This window comes from Hafnia paralvei ATCC 29927, from assembly GCF_001655005.1.
GTDB classification, from domain to species: Bacteria; Pseudomonadota; Gammaproteobacteria; order Enterobacterales; family Enterobacteriaceae; genus Hafnia; species Hafnia paralvei.
The window spans coordinates 15424-35616 of record NZ_LXET01000025.1; the positions used below are offsets into that span (position 1 = coordinate 15424).

The 20193-nt window shown below is 39.1% G+C and carries 17 protein-coding genes; 16 read left to right on the plus strand and 1 reads right to left on the minus strand.

Annotation, left to right across the window (positions count from 1 at the left end; all coding sequences use genetic code 11):
• Positions 1–259: 259 nt before the first annotated feature.
• From dcd to dcuC, 3 genes are all read left to right on the plus strand, one after another.
• Entirely contained in the window at positions 260–841 is a 582-nt protein-coding gene (gene dcd / locus M988_RS07365; protein WP_008813908.1) for a dCTP deaminase, read from the plus strand.
• A gap of 96 nt (positions 842–937) precedes the next feature.
• Positions 938–2806 carry an outer membrane assembly protein AsmA gene (gene asmA, locus M988_RS07370; RefSeq protein WP_064573495.1) on the plus strand — a complete coding sequence of 623 codons (1869 nt, stop codon included), beginning with the start codon at positions 938–940 and terminating at the stop codon, positions 2804–2806.
• Positions 2807–3112: 306 nt separating this feature from the next.
• Positions 3113–4471 carry an anaerobic C4-dicarboxylate transporter DcuC gene (gene dcuC, locus M988_RS07375; protein WP_008813906.1) on the plus strand — a complete coding sequence of 453 codons (1359 nt, stop codon included), beginning with the start codon at positions 3113–3115 and terminating at the stop codon, positions 4469–4471.
• An 80-nt stretch (positions 4472–4551) separates the two neighbouring features.
• On the opposite strand, the gene M988_RS07380 is transcribed toward dcuC, so the two are convergent.
• Positions 4552–6135: a TerC family protein gene (locus tag M988_RS07380; RefSeq protein ID WP_039187586.1), complete on the minus strand. Its 1584-nt coding sequence runs from the start codon at positions 6133–6135 to the stop codon at positions 4552–4554.
• A 507-nt stretch (positions 6136–6642) separates the two neighbouring features.
• Between M988_RS07380 and M988_RS07385 the strand changes: the two genes are divergently transcribed.
• The 13 genes from M988_RS07385 to M988_RS07445 all read left to right on the plus strand — a co-directional run bounded on the left by M988_RS07385 (position 6643) and on the right by M988_RS07445 (position 19982).
• Positions 6643–7263 (plus strand): NeuD/PglB/VioB family sugar acetyltransferase, encoded by a 621-nt coding sequence (locus M988_RS07385; RefSeq protein ID WP_064573498.1) that lies wholly within the window; start codon positions 6643–6645, stop codon positions 7261–7263.
• A gap of 3 nt (positions 7264–7266) precedes the next feature.
• The gene (gene neuB / locus M988_RS07390) at positions 7267–8307 is read left to right on the plus strand and encodes an N-acetylneuraminate synthase (protein ID WP_064573500.1); all 1041 of its coding nucleotides are present in this window, start codon (positions 7267–7269) and stop codon (positions 8305–8307) included.
• Between the two features lie 3 nt (positions 8308–8310).
• On the plus strand, positions 8311–9573 hold the full coding sequence (locus tag M988_RS07395) for a cytidylyltransferase domain-containing protein (protein WP_064573502.1): 1263 nt from the start codon (positions 8311–8313) through the stop codon (positions 9571–9573).
• Positions 9574–10737, plus strand: a complete 1164-nt coding sequence (gene neuC / locus M988_RS07400) for a UDP-N-acetylglucosamine 2-epimerase (RefSeq protein WP_064573503.1) — start codon at positions 9574–9576, stop codon at positions 10735–10737. It begins immediately after the preceding gene.
• A 63-nt stretch (positions 10738–10800) separates the two neighbouring features.
• A complete protein-coding gene (locus M988_RS07405; protein ID WP_064573504.1) occupies positions 10801–12030 on the plus strand; it encodes a lipopolysaccharide biosynthesis protein in 1230 nt (409 codons plus the stop codon).
• Positions 12027–12998, plus strand: a complete 972-nt coding sequence (locus M988_RS07410) for a glycosyltransferase family 52 (protein ID WP_064573508.1) — start codon at positions 12027–12029, stop codon at positions 12996–12998. The genes M988_RS07405 and M988_RS07410 overlap by 4 nt, the downstream gene beginning before the upstream one ends.
• Entirely contained in the window at positions 12991–14139 is a 1149-nt protein-coding gene (locus M988_RS07415) for a hypothetical protein (RefSeq protein ID WP_064573511.1), read from the plus strand. The genes M988_RS07410 and M988_RS07415 overlap by 8 nt, the downstream gene beginning before the upstream one ends.
• Positions 14129–15100, plus strand: a complete 972-nt coding sequence (locus M988_RS07420; protein WP_064573512.1) for a glycosyltransferase family 2 protein — start codon at positions 14129–14131, stop codon at positions 15098–15100. Before M988_RS07415 ends, M988_RS07420 begins: the two co-directional genes overlap by 11 nt.
• A complete protein-coding gene (locus tag M988_RS07425; protein ID WP_169817470.1) occupies positions 15097–15954 on the plus strand; it encodes a glycosyltransferase family 2 protein in 858 nt (285 codons plus the stop codon). Before M988_RS07420 ends, M988_RS07425 begins: the two co-directional genes overlap by 4 nt.
• Positions 15955–15966: 12 nt before the next feature.
• Entirely contained in the window at positions 15967–16794 is an 828-nt protein-coding gene (locus M988_RS07430) for a glycosyltransferase (RefSeq protein WP_064573514.1), read from the plus strand.
• Between the two features lie 2 nt (positions 16795–16796).
• A complete protein-coding gene (locus M988_RS07435; protein WP_064573516.1) occupies positions 16797–17753 on the plus strand; it encodes an NAD-dependent epimerase/dehydratase family protein in 957 nt (318 codons plus the stop codon).
• Position 17754: 1 nt separating this feature from the next.
• Positions 17755–18663, plus strand: coding sequence for a sugar phosphate nucleotidyltransferase (locus M988_RS07440; protein ID WP_064573531.1), 909 nt, complete (start codon positions 17755–17757; stop codon positions 18661–18663).
• A 152-nt stretch (positions 18664–18815) separates the two neighbouring features.
• Positions 18816–19982, plus strand: coding sequence for a nucleotide sugar dehydrogenase (locus tag M988_RS07445; RefSeq protein ID WP_064573517.1), 1167 nt, complete (start codon positions 18816–18818; stop codon positions 19980–19982).
• Positions 19983–20193 lie beyond the last annotated feature (211 nt).

Sequence of the window (20193 nt, forward strand, 5' to 3'; positions counted from 1 at the left end):
TGTTTCAGAATCGCTATGAAGCAATAGACGCAAAGCGTGAGTCGCATAGCCTACGAATTAATTATTCTGAAAAAGCCCGTCTTAGGGCTGTATAGGACGATTGTTAGTCTCTGAAATGCCAACAGTTGGGTGAAATAAAACCAATAAGTGAAAAGTTTATCGACAAATCATGTGAGGCATTTCAGAAACTAAGTGTCATAAGGTAGTATGTGCCATAGTTTGCAGCCATTGCTGCTTTGCCCGTAACGGAGAGAAAACCATGAGACTTTGTGACCGCGATATTGAAGCTTGGCTAGACGCGGGAAAACTCACTATTTCACCTCGTCCGCCAGTAGACCGTATTAACGGTGCTACCGTTGATGTGCGTTTAGGGAATAAGTTTCGTGTTTTCCGTGGGCATACCGCACCCTACATCGATCTCAGTGGGCCCAAGGCTGAAGTGGCTGAAGCATTAGAACGCGTGATGAGCGATGAGATCATTCTTGGTGAAGAAGACGCTTTCTTCCTGCATCCCGGTGAACTTGCGCTTGCGGTGACCCTAGAATCAGTAACCTTGCCTGATAACTTAGTTGGCTGGCTGGATGGACGCTCTTCGCTGGCGCGTTTAGGGCTGATGGTGCATGTTACGGCACACCGTATCGACCCCGGCTGGCAGGGGTGCATTGTGCTAGAGTTTTACAACTCGGGTAAGCTGCCGCTGGCGCTTCGTCCTGGCATGCCAATCGGTGCACTTAGCTTTGAACCACTATCTGGGCCAGCAGCGCGTCCATATAATAGCCGCCAAGATGCAAAATATCGTGATCAGCAGGGCGCTGTGGCGAGTCGTATTGATAAAGATTGATGCTTGTTGATGTCCTTGGTGTTTAGCTGCCTAGCGATAGCGTTGACGGTTATGACATCGAGCTCGTATACCGCTTGTCTTTAGATAGAGGATGGCATGAGACGATTTTTAACGACCATTGTAATTCTGCTGGTTGTGCTGGCTGTTGGAATGACCGCGCTGGTGTTGCTGGTTAATCCCAATGACTTCCGTAGTTATATGACGAAAGAAGTACAGCAGCGCACGGGCTACGAATTGCAGTTAGATGGTTCGCTACGTTGGCATGTTTGGCCTCGTCTTAGCATTTTATCCGGACGAATGTCGTTGACGGCGCCCGGAGCGGCACAGCCGGTTATTAGTGCCGAAAATATGCGGTTAGACGTCGGCCTTTGGCCTCTTCTCTCTCATCAGCTTGATGTGAAGCAGGTGATGCTAAAAGGCGCCGTTATTCGTTTAACGCCGGGTAGCGACGCTCAGAAACCAGAGAACTCCCCGATTGCGCCATCGGGCTCACGCGAACTGTCCAGCGATGTCGCATGGAAACTGAACATCAAAAAAGTTCAGGTACGAGATAGCTTATTGATCTGGCAGCAGGATAAAGATGACCAGATTAATATGCGTGATATTAATTTATCGATCGATCAGGATAGTGCACGTCAGGCCAGTATTGAGTTATCGAGTCGGATCAACCGTAACCAGCGTGATCTTAACTTCAAGCTTGCCGCGAACGTTGATTTAAGCAGCTACCCTCAGCGCTATAGCGCCGTGGTTTCTAACTTTGATTATCAACTGAGCGGGGTTGGATTGCCTACCAGCGGAATTGCTGGGACGGGGAGTGCAACGGTCAGCTACCAACAACAGCCGCAGCAAATTGATATTTCAAACTTGCTGGTGACAGCCAACCAAAGCCAGTTGCAGGGGCGCATTCAAGGCGCAATGCAGGAAAATGGCACATCGGCTTACAAAGTGGATTTGCAGTCGGCAGCGCTTAATCTTGATAACCTGTTTGGCTGGACACCACCTACCGAAGGTGCTGATGGTTCTGCCAATACCGCTGAACAGGCAACGCTGCGTTCTCCGGTCACATCCAACCCAGAATCTACTGCCCAGGTTGGGGAGATGGCATTTTTACGTGACTTCACTGCTGAGTTAAAAATTCAGGCTAACGAAGTGATTTATCATGGCTTAAAACTCGCTGACTTCTCTTTGGCGGCACAAAATGAGCAGGGCAACGCCACATTACAGAATATCAGCGGCCGTCTGGGCAAAGGAACGTTTCAGGCACAAGGCACGTTGGCAGTGGTGGACAACCAACCCGCTCAGGTTAGTTTAACGCCGCAGATAGAAAATATTACCTTAGAACCTGTTCTTCATGCTTTCAGCCAACCCGATGCGCTGGTCGGGGATTTAACGCTGACCGGCAAATTTAACGGAACGGGTATGACTCTGGTTGATGTGATGCAAAATTGGGATGGCCATGCGCATATTTCATTGGCTAATGCTCGACTTCAGGGCATGAATATTCAGCAATTAATTCAACAAGCGGTGATCCGGAATCATTCGGATGTCTCGGGTAAAGACAGTTATTCTGATTATACCAAGGTACAGGAACTCAAAGCCGACACGGTATTACGCAATGGCATTTTGCGAATCACTCGGTTCTTTGGCAGCTCAGAGATTTTGACCGTTGGTGGCTCAGGATTGGTCAATCTAGAAAACCAGAGCTGTGACATGAACTTGAATGTGCGGGTGCTTGAAGGATGGAATGGCAAAGATAGCGTGGTTAAAGCGTTACAGAATGCGGTTATTCCTTTGCGGATTTATGGCCCATGGCAGCAACTGAGTTATTCACTTGATGCAGATAAAGTCTTACGCGATCAACTGCAACAAAAAGCCAAAGATGCACTCAATAATTGGCTGAGTAAGCATCAGGACAAAGACACAAAAGATAAGAAGGATGTAGAGCGGTTGTTGAATAAACTCTAATTCTTTTGCAAAGCAATTCTTCGAAGCCGTAGCCTGAGTGCTACGGCTTTTTTATTGCTTCCAGAATTTCGTTAAATTGCAATCGAGAAAGACTGAATTAAGCGGCAAATCACAAACTTATCACGGCATAAACAAACACGGGTAATCGTTGACCGAAGTCAGTAAAATCGTCTGCCTTTTTCGGCAAAGTTCGACTGTTTGCTGGGTTTATTGGCTAGTGATGGTGAATTCGTTCTTTTTTTCATCGCAACGCTATTCAAGTTCCGCAGAGAACTTATTTAAAGCAATACCTATAGAGGCTTTTATATGATTGAGTTGTTAATTGGTGTACTCGTTGCGACAGGGGTTGGACGGTACATCATCAAGGGCTATTCGGCTACTGGTGTATTGATGGTAGGCGGTATTTTGCTACTTATCATTAGTGCATTAATGGGACATCAGGTATTACCGGCCAGTGCCAAATCGACGGGGCTCAGTGCCACCGATATTGTGGAATACATCAAAGTGCTGCTGATGAGCCGTGGTGGCGATTTGGGCATGATGATTATGATGTTGTGTGGTTTTGCCGCTTATATGACCCACATCGGTGCAAACGATATGGTGGTGAAACTCGCATCGCGTCCGCTGCAATATATTAACTCTCCCTATTTGCTGATGATCGCGGCATATTTTGTTGCTTGCCTGATGTCACTGGCCGTTTCCTCTGCAACTGGACTGGGCGTATTGCTGATGGCAACGCTATTCCCAGTGATGGTTAACGTCGGTATCAGCCGCGGCGCCGCTGCTGCGATTTGTGCATCTCCAGCGGCAATTATTCTTGCACCGACCTCTGGCGACGTAGTGCTGGCTGCGAAAGCATCTGAAATGCCATTAATTGATTTTGCTTTTAAAACCACGCTGCCGATTTCTATTGCTGCCATCATCTGTATGGCCATCGCGCACTTTTTCTGGCAGCGCTATTTAGATAAAAAAGAAAACGTCTCGCATGAAATGTTAGACGTCAGCGAGATTAAAACCAATGCGCCAAGTTTTTATGCATTATTGCCTTTTACGCCAATCATTGGTGTTCTGATCTTTGATGGTAAGTGGGGGCCTGAACTGCATATTATTACTGTTCTGGTCATCTGTATGCTGGCCGCGGCTATTATTGAATTCTTACGTGGTTTTGATGCGCAGAAAGTATTTGTTGGGTTAGAAGTTGCCTATCGTGGTATGGCGGATGCTTTTGCTAGCGTTGTGATGTTATTGGTCGCCGCGGGGGTATTTGCGCAAGGACTCAGCACGGTCGGTTTTATTAGCAGCCTGATCGATCTGGCTCAGTCGTTTGGCACCGGTGGTATCGTGATGATGATGGTGCTGGTGGTCATCACCATGTTGGCTGCAATGACGACAGGGTCGGGTAACGCGCCTTTTTACGCGTTTGTGGAGCTTATTCCTAAGCTTTCAGCTCAGATGGGCGTTAACCCAGCCTATCTGACTATTCCTATGCTGCAAGCTTCCAACCTTGGCCGCACACTGTCACCGGTGTCTGGTGTGGTTGTGGCTGTCGCGGGGATGGCAAAAATATCTCCATTCGAAGTCGTTAAACGTACTTCTGTTCCGGTGTTGGTCGGATTGGTTGTTGTTATTGTTGCTACCGAAATTTTAGTTCCGGTTCATTTGTAACAATCACAGCGTATTGTATGTATAGAAAAGCGGGCTCGGCCCGCTTTTTTCATAATAACATTTTGATTATTGACGCTTAATCAGACTTCATAGTCATCTTCAGGCACCGCCAGCGGTGTTATTTTTATTTTCAGAATCCGGTGGCTAATAATTTCGAGTGGTTCAAACATGTAATCACCGATTCTAATTTGCTCGCCCACGTTTGGAATGCGTTGCAAATACTCCATCAATAAGCCTGCCAAAGTGTGATATTCACGCTTTTCATCGATTGGCAGCGGTATATAGAGAACCAAATCTTCCAACGGCATATAGCCGTTTGCTGTCCATGTGCCATCTTCGTTTTGCTGAATATCATGGCGAGGGTCAATGTCTTCGCCAGCGACAGGGAGGTTACCAGCGATCGTCTCCATCACGTCCGTCAGCGTCACAACGCCCTCAACAGACCCGAACTCATCAACCACAAAGGCAAAGTGAGTTTGCGCTTGCCGGAATTGTTCCAACGCCATCAGTAACGATACGCCTTCTGGGAAAATCAGCGGTTGCTTAACCAACGACCTCAGATCAAGCTCTTCGCCTTGTAGCTGTTGTTTCAAGAGATCAATAACGTGAATAACGCCCAGTGGCTCATCGGCAGCATCGTCGTCGGTCACAACGATGCGAGTATGTAGATTTTTCTGCAACAGTTCGTCGAGCTTACTTTTCGGGTCGTTGAGGTCTAACTGCTCCACATCATGGCGAGATGTCATGATGCTGCTGACAGTGCGTTGCGCCATGCCCAGTACGCGTTCAATCATCATGCGTTCTTGTGGAATAAACAGATCGGCTTCCCCACGATTATCGGCAATTAAGCTCGAGGTATTGGCATCAAGCTGTGCTTCTTCATGCTTGCCACTCAACAAACGCAGCACGGCCTCAGCGGTACGCTCACGAAGCGGGCGAGAAGAGGAGAGGAAGCGGCGCCGATTGTATTGAGAAAGCTGATTCAATATTTCGATAATTACCGAGAAACCGATAGCGGCGTACAAATAGCCTTTCGGAATGAGGTAACCGAAGCCTTCGGCGACCAAACTAAAGCCAATCATCAGCAGGAAGCTGAGGCAGAGAATGATAATGGTGGGATGCGCATTAACAAAATTGGTCAATGGCTTGCTAGCCAGCAGCATCAGGCTAATGGCGATACAGACGGCGGCCATCATTACCGCAAGGTGATCTACCATACCGACAGCCGTAATCACGGAGTCGAGAGAGAATACCGCATCCAGAACCACTATCTGAATGACGACTGGCCAAAACTTGGCTCCCTTGCGCTGATTATGATTTTCATGGTCTTTACCCTCGAGCCGTTCATTAAGCTCAACGGTAGCCTTAAATAGGAGGAATATCCCACCGGTGAGCATGATCAAATCACGCGCACTGAAAGAATGATCGACAAGGGTAAGGATGGGTTTCGTCAGGGTGGCTAGCCAGGAAATAGATGCCAGCAGAATCAGGCGCATCACTAACGCCAGTAATAGCCCCACAACACGTGCTTTATCACGTTGGTGACGCGGGAGTTTTTCAGCCAAAATGGCAATAAAAACAAGGTTATCAATACCTAGAACAATCTCGAGCACGACCAGTGTTGCCAGCCCCGCCCAAATAGTCGGATCAGCGATCCATTCCATATGCTTTGCTATACCTTTTAAGTTATTACGGTTATTCCAGAGGAATGATCGGTGGTTAAGCCGATGAATTCAAGTATAAGCATGCTATGGATAAGTGAAAACTATGGATAGACAGCAAAAACTCCAATTTGTATGTTAATTTGCACGTTTCTAAAACAGCTAAGCTTTTTGTGCGTATTTATCCTTGTATCAGGCCGCTAGAAGTATGAGAATTAGCCCGCAGTTGAAAACGTCAGAAATAGTGAACGCAGGGAAAGTTCTTAAAATGGAGTTAGATTAAGAATCATCCGAGGTAGGCGCTCTCCACAGAGGTGTACCCTCCCTGCACCCCTCGACAGGGGCCACATCGCCGCAAGTTTGAACAGTGCATTGGTAGCTGATGAGCCAAGGGCGGTAGCGTGGGTGGATTTGATATTGAATATAGTTGCAACTCAACATTTCCTAGCTGATTACCATGTAAGTCATAAGTTTAACTCCATGTAATAAAACTATATCGATGGTGATTTGATGAAAAAAAAATTAATAATTATAGGGGCCGGCGGATTTGCAAAATCAGTCATTGATAGCCTAGACTATGGTCTTTATGAATTGGTCGGTTTCATTGATTCATATAAAACAGGGATGCATCAAGGCCTAAGTATTTTAGCCAATAGTATTGAAAGCATAGAGTGTGCTGATAAGTATTCATATTTTATTGCGATCGGTGATCCTGATATAAGAGCTATGTGGTTCGAACTATTAGATTCGTATCATTTAGATATGATTAATGTTTTTGATGCAACAGCTATCATATCTAAGCGAGCAAAGCTTGGTATTTGTATTTATATAGGAAAAATGGCCATTGTTAATTGCGATAGCATCATTGAAAATGGTGTTGTTATTAATACAAGGGCACTGGTTGAGCACGGAAATAGAATAGGTTTCTGCACAAATATATCAACTAACGTGGTCCTGAACGGTGATGTCCGAGTCGGAGATAAGTCGTTTATAGGAAGCTGCACTGTGGTAAATGGCCAGTTAGAAATAGGCAGTGGAGCTATTATTGGTTCTGGTTCTGTCGTTATCAGGAATATTTCAAACAATATAGTAGTCGCAGGATCACCTACAAAATTGATTAAGGTAAGATAAACAATGAAACAAATATATATAGTTGCTGAGATTGGATGCAATCACAACGGTAGTTTTGATATTGCTAAAAAAATGGTTGAGGAGGCAAAAAACGCGGGAGTAGATGCTGTCAAGTTTCAAACCTTTAAAGCAGAACTTCTTATTTCAAAATTTGCACCCAAAGCCGAGTACCAAATTCAAACAACTGGGAATAATGATTCTCAACTAGAGATGACGAAGAAGCTTGAATTGCCATATGATGACTATATTAATTTAGAAAAATATGCCCGCGACTTAGGGTTGGATGTATTTTCAACGCCATTTGACCTAGATTCAGTCGATTTTCTAGCGAGTAGAGGTCAAACAATGTGGAAAATACCGTCAGGAGAAATACTCAATCTTCCATATCTTGAAAAAATAGCATGCTTACCAATTAAAAATAAAAAAATAGTATTATCCACAGGAATGTCTACTATTGATGAAATATTGATGTCTTTATCTGTGCTAGAAAAAAATGGAATGAAAAAAAATGACATTACAATATTACACTGCAACACGGAATACCCTACACCTTATGAGGATGTGAATTTAAATGTCATTAATTCATTTAAAAATATATTTGAAGGTTACAACATTGGATTCTCAGATCATTCAGTAGGATATTTTGCGGGAATAGCCTCTGTTCCATATGGAATTAGTTTTATAGAAAAACACTTTACATTAGATAAAAACTTACCTGGTCCAGACCATAAAGCTTCGGTAACTCCAGATGAATTACGCCTATTGTGTCAAGGCATTAGAGCTGTAGAAAAATCCTTAGGAGATAGTTGCAAAAAGGTTACTGTATCTGAGCGGAAAAATAAAATTGTTGCGAGAAAATCAATAGTAGCTAAAAGAGAGATAAAGAAAGGAGATATTCTTTCGGCTGAGAACCTTGCTGTCAAGAGGCCTGGAAATGGTATAAGTCCTATGCATTGGTATGAATTAATCGGTCAGAGGGCATCACAAAATTTTGCTGTCGATGAATTAATACAACATAAAGATTTTCCGCCTCAGGAGGTATGATGCATGGTTTGTAATAATAAAGTAGCAATTATACCAGCGCGTTCAGGATCTAAAGGGCTTCCAAATAAAAACATCTTGACCTTAATCGATCGACCTTTAATTGCATATACAATTTTGGCTGCTATTGAGTCTAATTTATTCGATAAGGTTATTGTTTCTACTGATTCACTTGAATACAAAAAAATATCAGAGGAATACGGTGCCGAGGTTTTACTAAGAAGTCCAGAGCTTTCTTCTGATACTGCGACGTCGTATATGGTTATTGCAGATGTGATATCAAGATTAGATAAGAAACCAGATTATTTTATGCTTTTACAGCCGACATCTCCATTTCGCGATTCGAAGCATATTAAAGAAGCTGCATCGCTCTTCGAAAATAGCAAGAATTGCGATTATTTAGTGTCGGTAGCAGAAAGTTTTAAATCATCATATTTGATCAAAGAAATTGATAAAGACCAAACTCTAAAAAATTTTGACCTAGATTACTCTAGCTATAGAAGACAGAAACATCAGGAGTTTTACCCAAATGGAGCCATTTTTGTTGGCTATACTGACTCATACTTAAAACAACAGCATTTTTTTGGGCCAAATAGCAAAGCTTATTTTATGACTAAGCGAGATTCTGTTGATATAGATGATGAAACAGATTTTTTGCTAGCTATAACAATTGCGAATAAGAAAAATACAAAAAAAAATCTTAACTTGCAAATAGTGAATAGAATTGAGGAGAAAAGGGGGGAGATGAATAAGTGCTACCCGATAACTTTTATGGGGCACTCAATTTTTGACTATTGGGATATAAAAAAAATAAATAATAAGAGGATAAACAACTTAGGTATTGCAGGAATTAATACACATGAGTACCTAGATTATATACTAAAAAAGAATTATATATCAAAGCTTGGTGACGATGTAGTTTTATTTTGTGGGACAAATGATATTGTTATTGAGGGTTGGAGCAGGGAAAATACGTTAGATTGGATTGAACAAACAGCTGATATCATAAATAAAATAAATAGTAAAACTAGAATATTTTTATTATCTGTACCTAAAGTTAGGGGGCGGATGGATCGTGACAATTCTTTGATTGAGGATTTAAACGTTTACCTGCAACAGAATCTTAGAGAGGATATTAAGTTCATTGATATAACGACAGGGTTAACCGATGAGTTTGGTAATCTGAGTAAAGAATATACTACTGATGGACTACACTTTACAAGATCTGCATACGAAAAATTAGAAATAATGCTATCGAAGGTACTCTAAATGAAAAAAATTGTCTATGTGACTGGTTCAAGGGCTGAGTATGGCATAATGAAAAATCTGTTACTGGCTCTAGATAAAGAATCAGGAATTGATTTAACAATAGTTGCTACAGGAATGCACTGTGAAAAAAAATATGGAGAAACTTATAAAATAATTGAAAAAGATGGGCTTTCGATTAGCAGACTAATACCAATTGATATTAATACAGAAAATAACGCAGCTATCTTAAAGTCTATGTCAATATGTCAGCTAGAGTTTGGCAAGTTTTTTGAAAAGAATAAATTTGATGCAGTAATCCTACTTGGAGACCGCTACGAAATTTTTTCCGTTGCAATCGCGGCAGCTATGAATAATTTGCCAATAATTCATATACATGGGGGAGAGAAAACACTGGGTAACTATGATGAATTCATCAGACACTCGATCACAAAGATGAGTAAGCTCCACTTAGCTTCGACTGAAATTTATAGGCAACGAATCATACAATTAGGTGAAAAACCAAGTACTGTATTTTACGTTGGTGCGATGGGAGCAGAGAATGCGCTGTCTATGTCGTTACCCAATAAGTCAGAGCTTATCAAAAGATTTGGAGAAATGACAAAACCATACTTCATGGTAGTTTATCATCCAGAAACATTGTCAGATCAAGCTCCCGAACTACAATTCGATAATTTACTTACGGCACTGGCAAACTATACTCATAAATATGATTTTATTTTTATAGGTTCTAACTCAGATACCGGTTCAGATAAAATAACTAAAAGAACTCTGGATTTTTGTGAAAAATATTCATCCAAATATTTGGTTTCTGTAACAGTTGAAGATTACTTAGCTTTAAATAAATATTCCAAGGGTCTGATTGGGAATTCATCATCTGGTTTGATTGAGATTCCATCATTTAAAATCCCAACGATTAATATTGGAAACAGACAGGCTGGACGAGTTAGAGGGAGAAGTGTAATAGATGTGCCTTGTGATACAGCTAAAATATTAGAGGCTATTGAACTTAGCCAGCAAAAAGAGTTTGAATGTATTTTAAAAAGCGATAATAATCCATATTATAAAAAAGATTCTATGAGAAAATCCTTGGATATTATAAAGATCTTCCTCTCCTCCAATTTTGGGGAAGGGGTCAAGGATTTTTACGATCTTAAACTTAATTAGCAAGTACATATGGCATAAAAATGGCATCCTATTGGAATAATATACATCTTCTGAGCGTATAAAATGCAATTAAGTTCGAAACTTTTGTCACACTCAGTTGTATATCTTAGCTGTGAACTGCTTGCAAAGTTAGTTCCTTTCATGATGTTACCATATCTGACTCGAGTTTTAAGCATGGACGAGTTTGGTAGGATTGGACTAATTAATGCACTTCAAGCTTTAGTTATCATTGCTATAAATTGGAGTTTTGAAGGTGGCGTTATAAGATATTATTATCGCTATGGAAGAAATGGCATAAATAGTACTTTATACGCTAGTGTTATTTTGATTAGCGTGCTAAATTTATTCGCGATATTTGTTAGTTTAATTATTGACAACGATTTACTGTTATTGGCAACGTTATATGCTTATTTGCAAGCTGTATTCAATATAAGTCTATCTGTTAAACAATGTCAAAAGAAAGTCCTAGAGTACGGCTTGCAGCAAATATTATTTTCAATCATGGGAGTAGGCTTTACTGTATTATTTTTTAATCTTTTCGAGTATACTGCAAAAATCAGAATTCTTGCGTTGTGTCTTGCTTTGCTTATATGTTCATCTGCGTGCATATGCACTATTATTTTTAATAAAAAAATAAAGCTTATTAGGGTTTTTAATAATAGATTGGCGTGGAGGAATATCAAATATTTAGCAGCCTTTGGCTTACCGTTAATTCTACATCAGCTAAGTTTATTCTCTAAAGGGCAATTAGACCGGCTTGTAATCGCTGATGTATATTCACTTCCCGATTTGGCTAAATATACAGCATCGATACAAATATCAAGTGCATACTTGGTAGCTATTACAGCATTGAATAAAGCATCGATGCCATTTTATTTTGAATATTTAAAGAATAGTAATGGCAAGAATAAAATTTCCAAATGGGTTTTGATATCTTTGATTGCTGGATCTATTCCTGGGGGGATCTCGTTATTATTACCCGATTCATTTTTTACTTGTGTTTTTGGTGCAAAATATGTTGGGCTTTCGTACTTTGTATCTATTTTTATGTTTGGATTCGGCCTGCAAGTCCCATATCTTGTTTTAGTAAACTATTTGTTTTTTTTCAATAAAACAACTCTCATTGCTATAAGTACTGGTGTTTCAAGCTTAGCGTACTTGGGGATATTATTTATATTGGCTGGTCATGGAATGAAATATATTCCTCTTTCAATGCTAATTTCTAATTTGATCTGCCTTCTAATTCTATCTTTTTTTGTTAGGCGACACATGATTAAAATGGCGACTATATGAATTTGCTGATTTGTTATACTCCACTCCAAATATTAATTGCAACTAAGCTCATCGAATCCTCAAAAATAAAAGGAATAAATACTTTTTTCATATATTATAATTATAATAAAACTGTGAAGACTGATTTCTATTGCGCCAAGCTGAGGGAAATGTGCAAAGATGGCATTGAAATAAATAAAAGATTCAGTTTTGGTTTATTGATGAAGTTACGATTTTTGTTGAGAAATAAAATTTTCGATGAGGTATATTTAGCTAGTGTAAATGATAGGGTTGCTCATTATATACTATCTTTTATTACTTTTGATAAGCTTTATACATATGATGATGGTACGGCTAATATATTCAAAAATAGTTTTTTTTACGAGAATGACAAAAGTCAATCAAGGTTAAAATCCTTAGGGCACTATATTTTGGGTCGTAAGTTTTACCTGCAGGACATTATAAGTAAATCATATAAGCACTATACTATATATAATAATAAAAAGAACATTATTGATAATATCGAATATATAGACATTTTATCAAAAATAGCCAGCACTACGTTGGATAATAATATTGAAAAAGTGTGTAATGTAGTTATTGGCTCCGTCTTGCCAGAAATACTTGAGCCAAATGCTCCACTTTCTGTGGTTTCTAGAAAAATTAAGGTTTTTGTACGCTCACTTGAAAATGTTACTTACATTTGTCATCCTAGAGATAAATCAACTGAATTTGATGATTATACATTGAATAAGCATTTGATTTTTGAGGATACTATATCTCAGTTATTAATGGAATATCAAAAAATTAATCTTTATGGGTTTGTGAGTAGTGCCCATTTTAATATCTTAAATATAAACACGGACAGAGTAAATTGCTTTGTGTTTGTATCTGGATTATTAAAAGAAAAATATGCGGGATTAACGAATGTCGCGATTTCTGAAGGTTCTAAAACTTTCGATTTTGACAAGGTTGATGTCAATGGATAAGTCTCTGTTAGCTAAGAAAAGTAAAAATTATGCAGCTGAAAAACTATGGCTAATATTATACTCTACTATATTTGTTATTGGCTTTTTATGTTACGTTTTCGGCGGTAGTGTTCTTCCTGGAGTATTTATGGTAGCCATGTTGCTATCTAGTGTGCTTGTTTTGGTTGATGGGATAAAAAAAAATGAACTATTGACTGCTGTTTTTTTTCTTTTTCTTTTTCTTTTTGGCGCATTAATTACATCAAAGGAAAGCGAGCGACTTGCAATAATTGTCAACTCATTTATATTTTTCGCGAGTTTTTTATTGTCATGTCATTTAATAAAAAAAAGAGTTGTTGTTAATTTTTCAATATTTTCATTTTTATTTTCTCACCTGTATTTCCTAGGTTTTGTGTTTTATTGTCTATATAAATTTGGCACCGTCAATGAAAATCTATACAACTCTATATTTGAGGGAAATAGCCGTAATATTGTATCTGCAGTTTTACTGATGACGTCTGTTTTTTTATTTTTTTCCTCATATTTATTTAAAGAAAAAGTATATTTGAGTGCACTTGTACTAGATTTGTTTTGCTCAGTTTTACTTTTTGGACGAAGCGGTATATTTCTATCTTTCGCGGTATTGCTTCTAGGAATATACGTTAAGTTTTTCAAGGGGACTTTTTTAAAGGGGGCTGTACTATGCACGATGATAGTTTTAATTCTTTTAGTTTCTTTTGCGGTTTTGGGTTTAGATGAATTTACATCATTGCTAGATAAAACGAACATCTCGTCTGGATTTGACACCCCAAGATTTGAAATGTGGTCTCAATATATAGAAAATATGGATATTAGTAGGTTTTTTCTAGGAGGGGATTTTTTTTATAGTCCGGCAATAATGGCATTTAATGGAAACCCTCATAACTCATTTATAATGTTACAAAGTCGGTTTGGTATCTGTGCTATAGTACTTTTTTCAATAATGATTTATCGATTGTTTTTTTTAATTAGAACAGATGTCGTTTTGTTCTTTTTAATTATGATTTTATTTATAAGAATGTTTTTTGATGTTTTTGCTTTATTTGGCTTTTTCGACTATATCTGGATTTGCATGCTATTCGGCTTGAGAAAAAATAATGAGGCTGTTTTCTATGAGAGATAAAAAAATACTATCTATAATAATGCCTGTATATAATGTTGAAGATTATGTTCGTGATTCTATATATAGTGTTATCTCTCAAAATGAGTTTGATGATATGGTTGAGCTAATTATTGTCAACGATGGCGCTACTGATTCTTCGGGTGAGATTATTGAGAACATTCTTGCTGTTGAGGAAAATAAAAACATAATATATCTTACTCAAGAGAACCAAGGTTTAAGCGCGGCTCGAAATACAGGTTTGAGTGTTGCACGGGGCGAGTTTATTGGGTATCTTGACTCAGATGATTTGCTTCATAGCAAATTCCTTAAAATAATTTTAAGCATTTTACTGGATAAAAATAATGCTGATATTATTAGATATAATTATTCCTTTTTTAAGGGAGATAGATCTAATATAGATGAATCAAACTTTAAAGATACTTCCTTCTACCTAAAGAGGTTTTACGGTGAGGATATTATTAAACATGAAATTAATGATGGCTCATGGTATGCGTGGAGGCGGATTTATAAAAGAAACTTATTTGATGGCACCCTTTTCCCACAGGGAAAAAAATATGAAGATGTTATAACTATTCCGTCTATAGTCTTAAAGGCGAAAGAGTTAATCGATCTTAATATTCCTCTTGTTTATTACCGTTCTAACCCTATGGGAATAACAAAAAATACAAGCGCGAGGGAATCGTTAGATGTATTGTATTCTATTGAATGTTTTAAATATAGAGCTGTACCAAAAGGGGTAAGTGATTCATTAATCAGAGAGTTCAACCTTTCAGTTGTTAAAATATTTATAAATTTGGTGTGCTTATCTAAAAACACAAAAATGAAATTTTTATTCACTTTACACGCAATTAGATTAGGAAAGTATAATTTTCACTTCGGTGAGTATAGTAGCCTTCTGAGACATTATTTTATATGTAGGTTAAAGGGGATAATATCTAAAGCATGGAGAGCGTTAAAGTGAATATTAGTGTAATCATAACAACTAAAAATAGAGAGTCACTTTTACTTCAAGCTCTAGAATCTATCTATAAACAAACGGTGAGAGTTGATGAAATTATAGTCATTGATGATGGATCATGCCGGCCTACAAATGTTCTCGGCGATGTGAAGTATATTCATAATAAAATAAGCCTTGGGACTGCAGCAGCAAGAAATTTAGGCATGAGTCTAGCCAGAGGAGATATCTTGTTTTTTCTTGATGATGATGATATCTGGCTATCAGAACATGTTGCATCTCATTGTGAGATATTTTGCGAAAATGAAAATATCGGTCTGTGCGTCTCTATGAAAAACATATTTTTTTCTGATGATAAAAAAATATTAAGAACAACAGGGCCCGTTAAACAAAAGAATATTTTTTCTAGCAATTTTATTGGCGGCCCTAGTTCTGTATCTATACGAAAGAAATTTGCTGTTGAGTTAGGAGGCTTTCAACCTCAATTGAAAGCTATGGAGGATTATGAGTATTGGATTAGATTTTGCTTAAAATACTCGTCAGACTCTATTGCAATATTGAATGCTCCTACAATAATGTATCGAGTATCAGCTAATAAGAACTCTAATGTGAGTCACCATGTATCGAATCATATAAGCGCAGCAAATTATATCTGCAAGGAATTTATCGACCAATGTAGTCGAGAAGATTATGAAAAGCTTGCACTCTACCTTGATTTCACGGTGGCTAAAACAATACATAGAATATCTTACTATAAAATGATTCTATTTTTGTTTAACTGTAAAAAAATTGATCGTCGATTTTTAAAACTATTAATCCCCTACAAAATATTAAATCTATTTGGGATTTATTCTTCGTAGAAGAGATTGCACATGACTAAATATCCTAGATTCAGTGTTCTTATGTCGGTTTATAAAAATGAAAAAGCAGATAGTTTTGATGACTGTTTAGCTAGTATTGCAGCACAGTCGTTAGCACCATCAGAGGTTGTCATTGTTTTAGATGGCCCTGTATCTGAAGATATATTGGTGCTAATCGCTAACTATCGCGATAAGCTAAATATAACTGAAGTCCCTTTAATTGAAAATGTCGGACTTGGTTCTGCGCTCAACATTGGTATGCGGTATTGCAAATCTGATGTTATCGTTAGAATGGATACAGATGACATATGTGACGCGGATAGGTTTTATAAGCAAATTAATTATATGGGCTCGAATCCAAATATAAGCCTTCTTGGCTCCGCTGTTGAAGAGTTCAATGAGGACTTTTCAATATCACACTGTGTAAAATTTTCAGTTATGGAACACAATGCGATTCTTAAGTATGCAAAAACCAGAAACCCATTTAATCATATGTCGGTCGCATTCAAGAAAGATGATATCTTATCAGTAGGTGGCTATATTGATCACAAGTATATGGAAGACTATAATCTTTGGCTAAGAGTTTTGGCCCATGGATACCAAACTCATAACTTGGAAGATGTGTTGGTTTATGTTAGAGCTGGTGACGCTATGATTTCACGGCGTAAAGGTAGAGATTATATTAAAAGTGAATATAAGCTTTTAAAGTTAAAAATAGACTTAGGTATTGATAGAAAATTTCATGCTATAATTATTTTTATTGCTAGATCCTTACCAAGGATATTACCAGTATATATTTTGAAGTATATGTATTCTTTTTTAAGAAAAAATAGGACGTAGTTATGTTAGCTATAATCGGTGGGTCAGGTTTTATTGGGAGTCGTCTTGCTTCTCTACTTCGCTGTCATGGTGTCTCATTTAAAATAATTGATATTAAAGAGAGTGAGATTTTTCCTGATGCGTATTGTTATGGTGATGTGACTAAAGAAACTAGCTTGGTAGACGCATTAGGAGACACAACTTGCATAATAAATTTGGCTGCTGAGCATAAAGATAACGTTCACCCTATTAGCCGTTACTATGATGTGAATGTAAAGGGGGCAGAGAATGTTTGTGCTGCAGCTGAACAGCTAGATATTGAACATATCGTTTTCACATCCTCAGTAGCAGTGTATGGATTTGTTGAAAAAGAAACTGGTGAAGATGGTGAGTTTCATCCGTTTAATGACTATGGGAAGTCAAAACTTGAGGCAGAGCATGTGTATGATGCATGGCAAGCTAAGGATTCTGATCGTACATTAGTAACAATTCGACCAACCGTTGTATTTGGTGAAAACAATCGAGGTAATGTTTACAATTTATTCCGTCAAATTGCTTCAGGTAAGTTCTTAATGATTGGCGCTGGTAATAATCAGAAATCTATGGCTTATGTTGAAAATATTGCAGCCTTCTTAAACTTTGCTACAACATTTGAGTCTGGTCGCCATGTGTTTAATTACATAGATAAACCTGATTTTACAATGAATGAACTGACTGATGTTATTTGTACGGCATTGCATCGAAAAAAGAATAATATTCGCATCCCATATGCGGTTGGTATTACTGGAGGGTATTGTTTAGATCTACTGTCGAAGATCACGGGAAAAGAATTCCCAGTGAGTAGTATCCGAGTTAAAAAATTCTGTGCTCGCACTCAATTCAAGTCTAACAATATTGCGGCAACAGGTTTCAAGGCTCCAGTGACTCTTGAACAAGGAATTGCGAATACAGTACGCCATGAATTCTTGGAAAAACACTAAAATGACTAATCTAAAAGCTGTCATCCCCGTCGCTGGCCTTGGTATGAAAATGCTGCCAGCGACCAAAGCAATTCCGAAAGAACTTCTGCCGATCGTTGATATTCCTCTGATTCAGAAGATCGTTAACGAGTGTGTTGCTGCTGGCATCAAAGAAATTGTATTGGTGACTAACTCATCCAAGAATGCTATCGAAAACCACTTCGATACTTCTTATGAGCTTGAAGCTTTGTTGGAAGCGCGTGTTAAGCGCCAGTTATTGGCAGAAGTGCAGTCCATTTGCCCTAAAGGTGTCACAATCAATAGCGTGCGTCAGCATAAGCAACTGGGGTTAGGGCATGCCATTCTCTGTGCCAAACCGTTAGTGGGCAACAATCCATTCGTTGTAGTGCTGCCAGATATTCTGCTCGATGAGTCAACTTTTGATGCTGCGAGTGAGAACCTAGCGGCTATGGTTGAGCGCTTTAAAGAAACTGGCCGTAGTCAGGTTCTTGTGCAGTCAACGCCTATCGAGGCCTTGTCTGAGTATTCCGTTATTAATTGTGATAATGAAGTCCTAGAGCCAGGCCAAACGGCGCGCATGACCTCTATCGTTGAAAAACCTGAGAATGCAGAGATGTATAACTCTGATTTATCAGCAGTAGGCCGCTACGTTCTCTCTGGTTCAATATGGCCTATTCTTGAAACCACGGGTTATGGTGCGTGGGAACGTATTCAGCTTTCTGATGCCATTGCAACGATGTTGCAACATCTACCTGTTGAGGCTTATCGGTTAGTCGGTAAGGCGTACAACTGCGGTGAGAAGCTTGGTTATGCTGAGGCGTTTGTTGCATATGGACTAAATCACCCATCGCAGGGGAAAGAATTTAGAAACTGGTTAAAAACAGTGCAGACATCCCTGCATAAGAAGTAATGTAGTGACATATATATTTTAGTTAAACCTTTTTTCAACAAGCTTGTAGAAAGCCTCGTGAATTAGTAACGAATTGATATCGGCGTCTGTTCACGACCCTATACAACGGGGTAGAGTATATTCAATCTCTCTACTCTGTCGTATAGGAAAAGATGAAAATAGCAATCAGTGGTACAGGCTATGTTGGGCTTTCTAATGGCATTTTGATTTCTCAGCACCACGAGGTTGTGGCATTAGATATTCTCGAGTCAAAAGTTAATCTGTTGAACCAGAAAAAATCACCGATTTCCGATCTGGAGATAGAAAATTATCTGACCAATAAACCCCTTAATTTCCGTGCAACGATCGACAAAGAAGACGCTTACCAAGGTGCTGATTTTGTCATTATTGCTACTCCGACCGATTACGACCCTAAAACTAATTACTTTAATACCTCGTCGGTTGAGTCTGTGATTAAAGACGTGATGGCTATTAATCCTAACGCGGTAATGGTGATCAAATCGACGGTACCGGTTGGCTATACGCAGAAAATTCGTGAAGAGTTGGGTGTTGAAAATATCTTCTTCTCGCCAGAATTCTTGCGAGAAGGGCGCGCGCTTTACGATAATCTTCATCCTTCCCGTATTGTGATTGGTGAGCGTTCTGAGCGTGCAGAAAAATTTGCTGCGCTGCTGGTTGAAGGCGCGATTAAAGAAGATATTAAGGTTCTCTTTACGGACTCCACTGAAGCTGAAGCAATCAAGCTGTTTGCCAACACTTATTTGGCTATGCGTGTTGCGTACTTCAATGAGCTTGATAGCTATGCAGAAGCTCTTGGCTTAAACACGCGTCAGATTATTGATGGCGTATGTTTAGACCCTCGTATCGGTAATCACTACAACAATCCATCGTTTGGCTACGGCGGCTACTGCTTGCCGAAAGATACTAAGCAATTGCTTGCTAACTATTCGTCAGTGCCGAATAATCTTATCGGCGCCATTGTGGATGCCAACCGTACGCGTAAGGACTTTATCGCTGAGTCCGTGTTATCGCATCATCCTAAGACGGTGGGTATTTATCGCCTTATCATGAAAAGTGGTTCAGATAACTTCCGAGCCTCCTCCATCCAAGGGATCATGAAGCGCATCAAAGCGAAAGGTGTAGAGGTCGTTATTTATGAACCTGTGATGGAAGAAGATACTTTCTTTAACTCGCAGGTTATGCGCGATCTGGATGCGTTTAAAGCGCGTTCTGATGTGATTATCTCTAACCGTATGGATGAGCAATTGGCCGATGTTGCGGATAAAGTGTATACCCGTGACCTGTTCGGCGGTGATTAATCCTTTAGAATTAGCCCAGTTAGGTAACGTAATTGTAAAAGCCCGCTTGCGGGCTTTTTTTATATTTTAAACTCACAGTTTTAGCAAACGTATGCGTACACCTTCTGAACGCTTGAAACATCTATCGCATCAATCGCTATCCCATTAATAGCAAGCTGAGTTAACATAGCTGCCACACATGTGCTGTGAGGAGAGTCCTCGCAGGTATCAT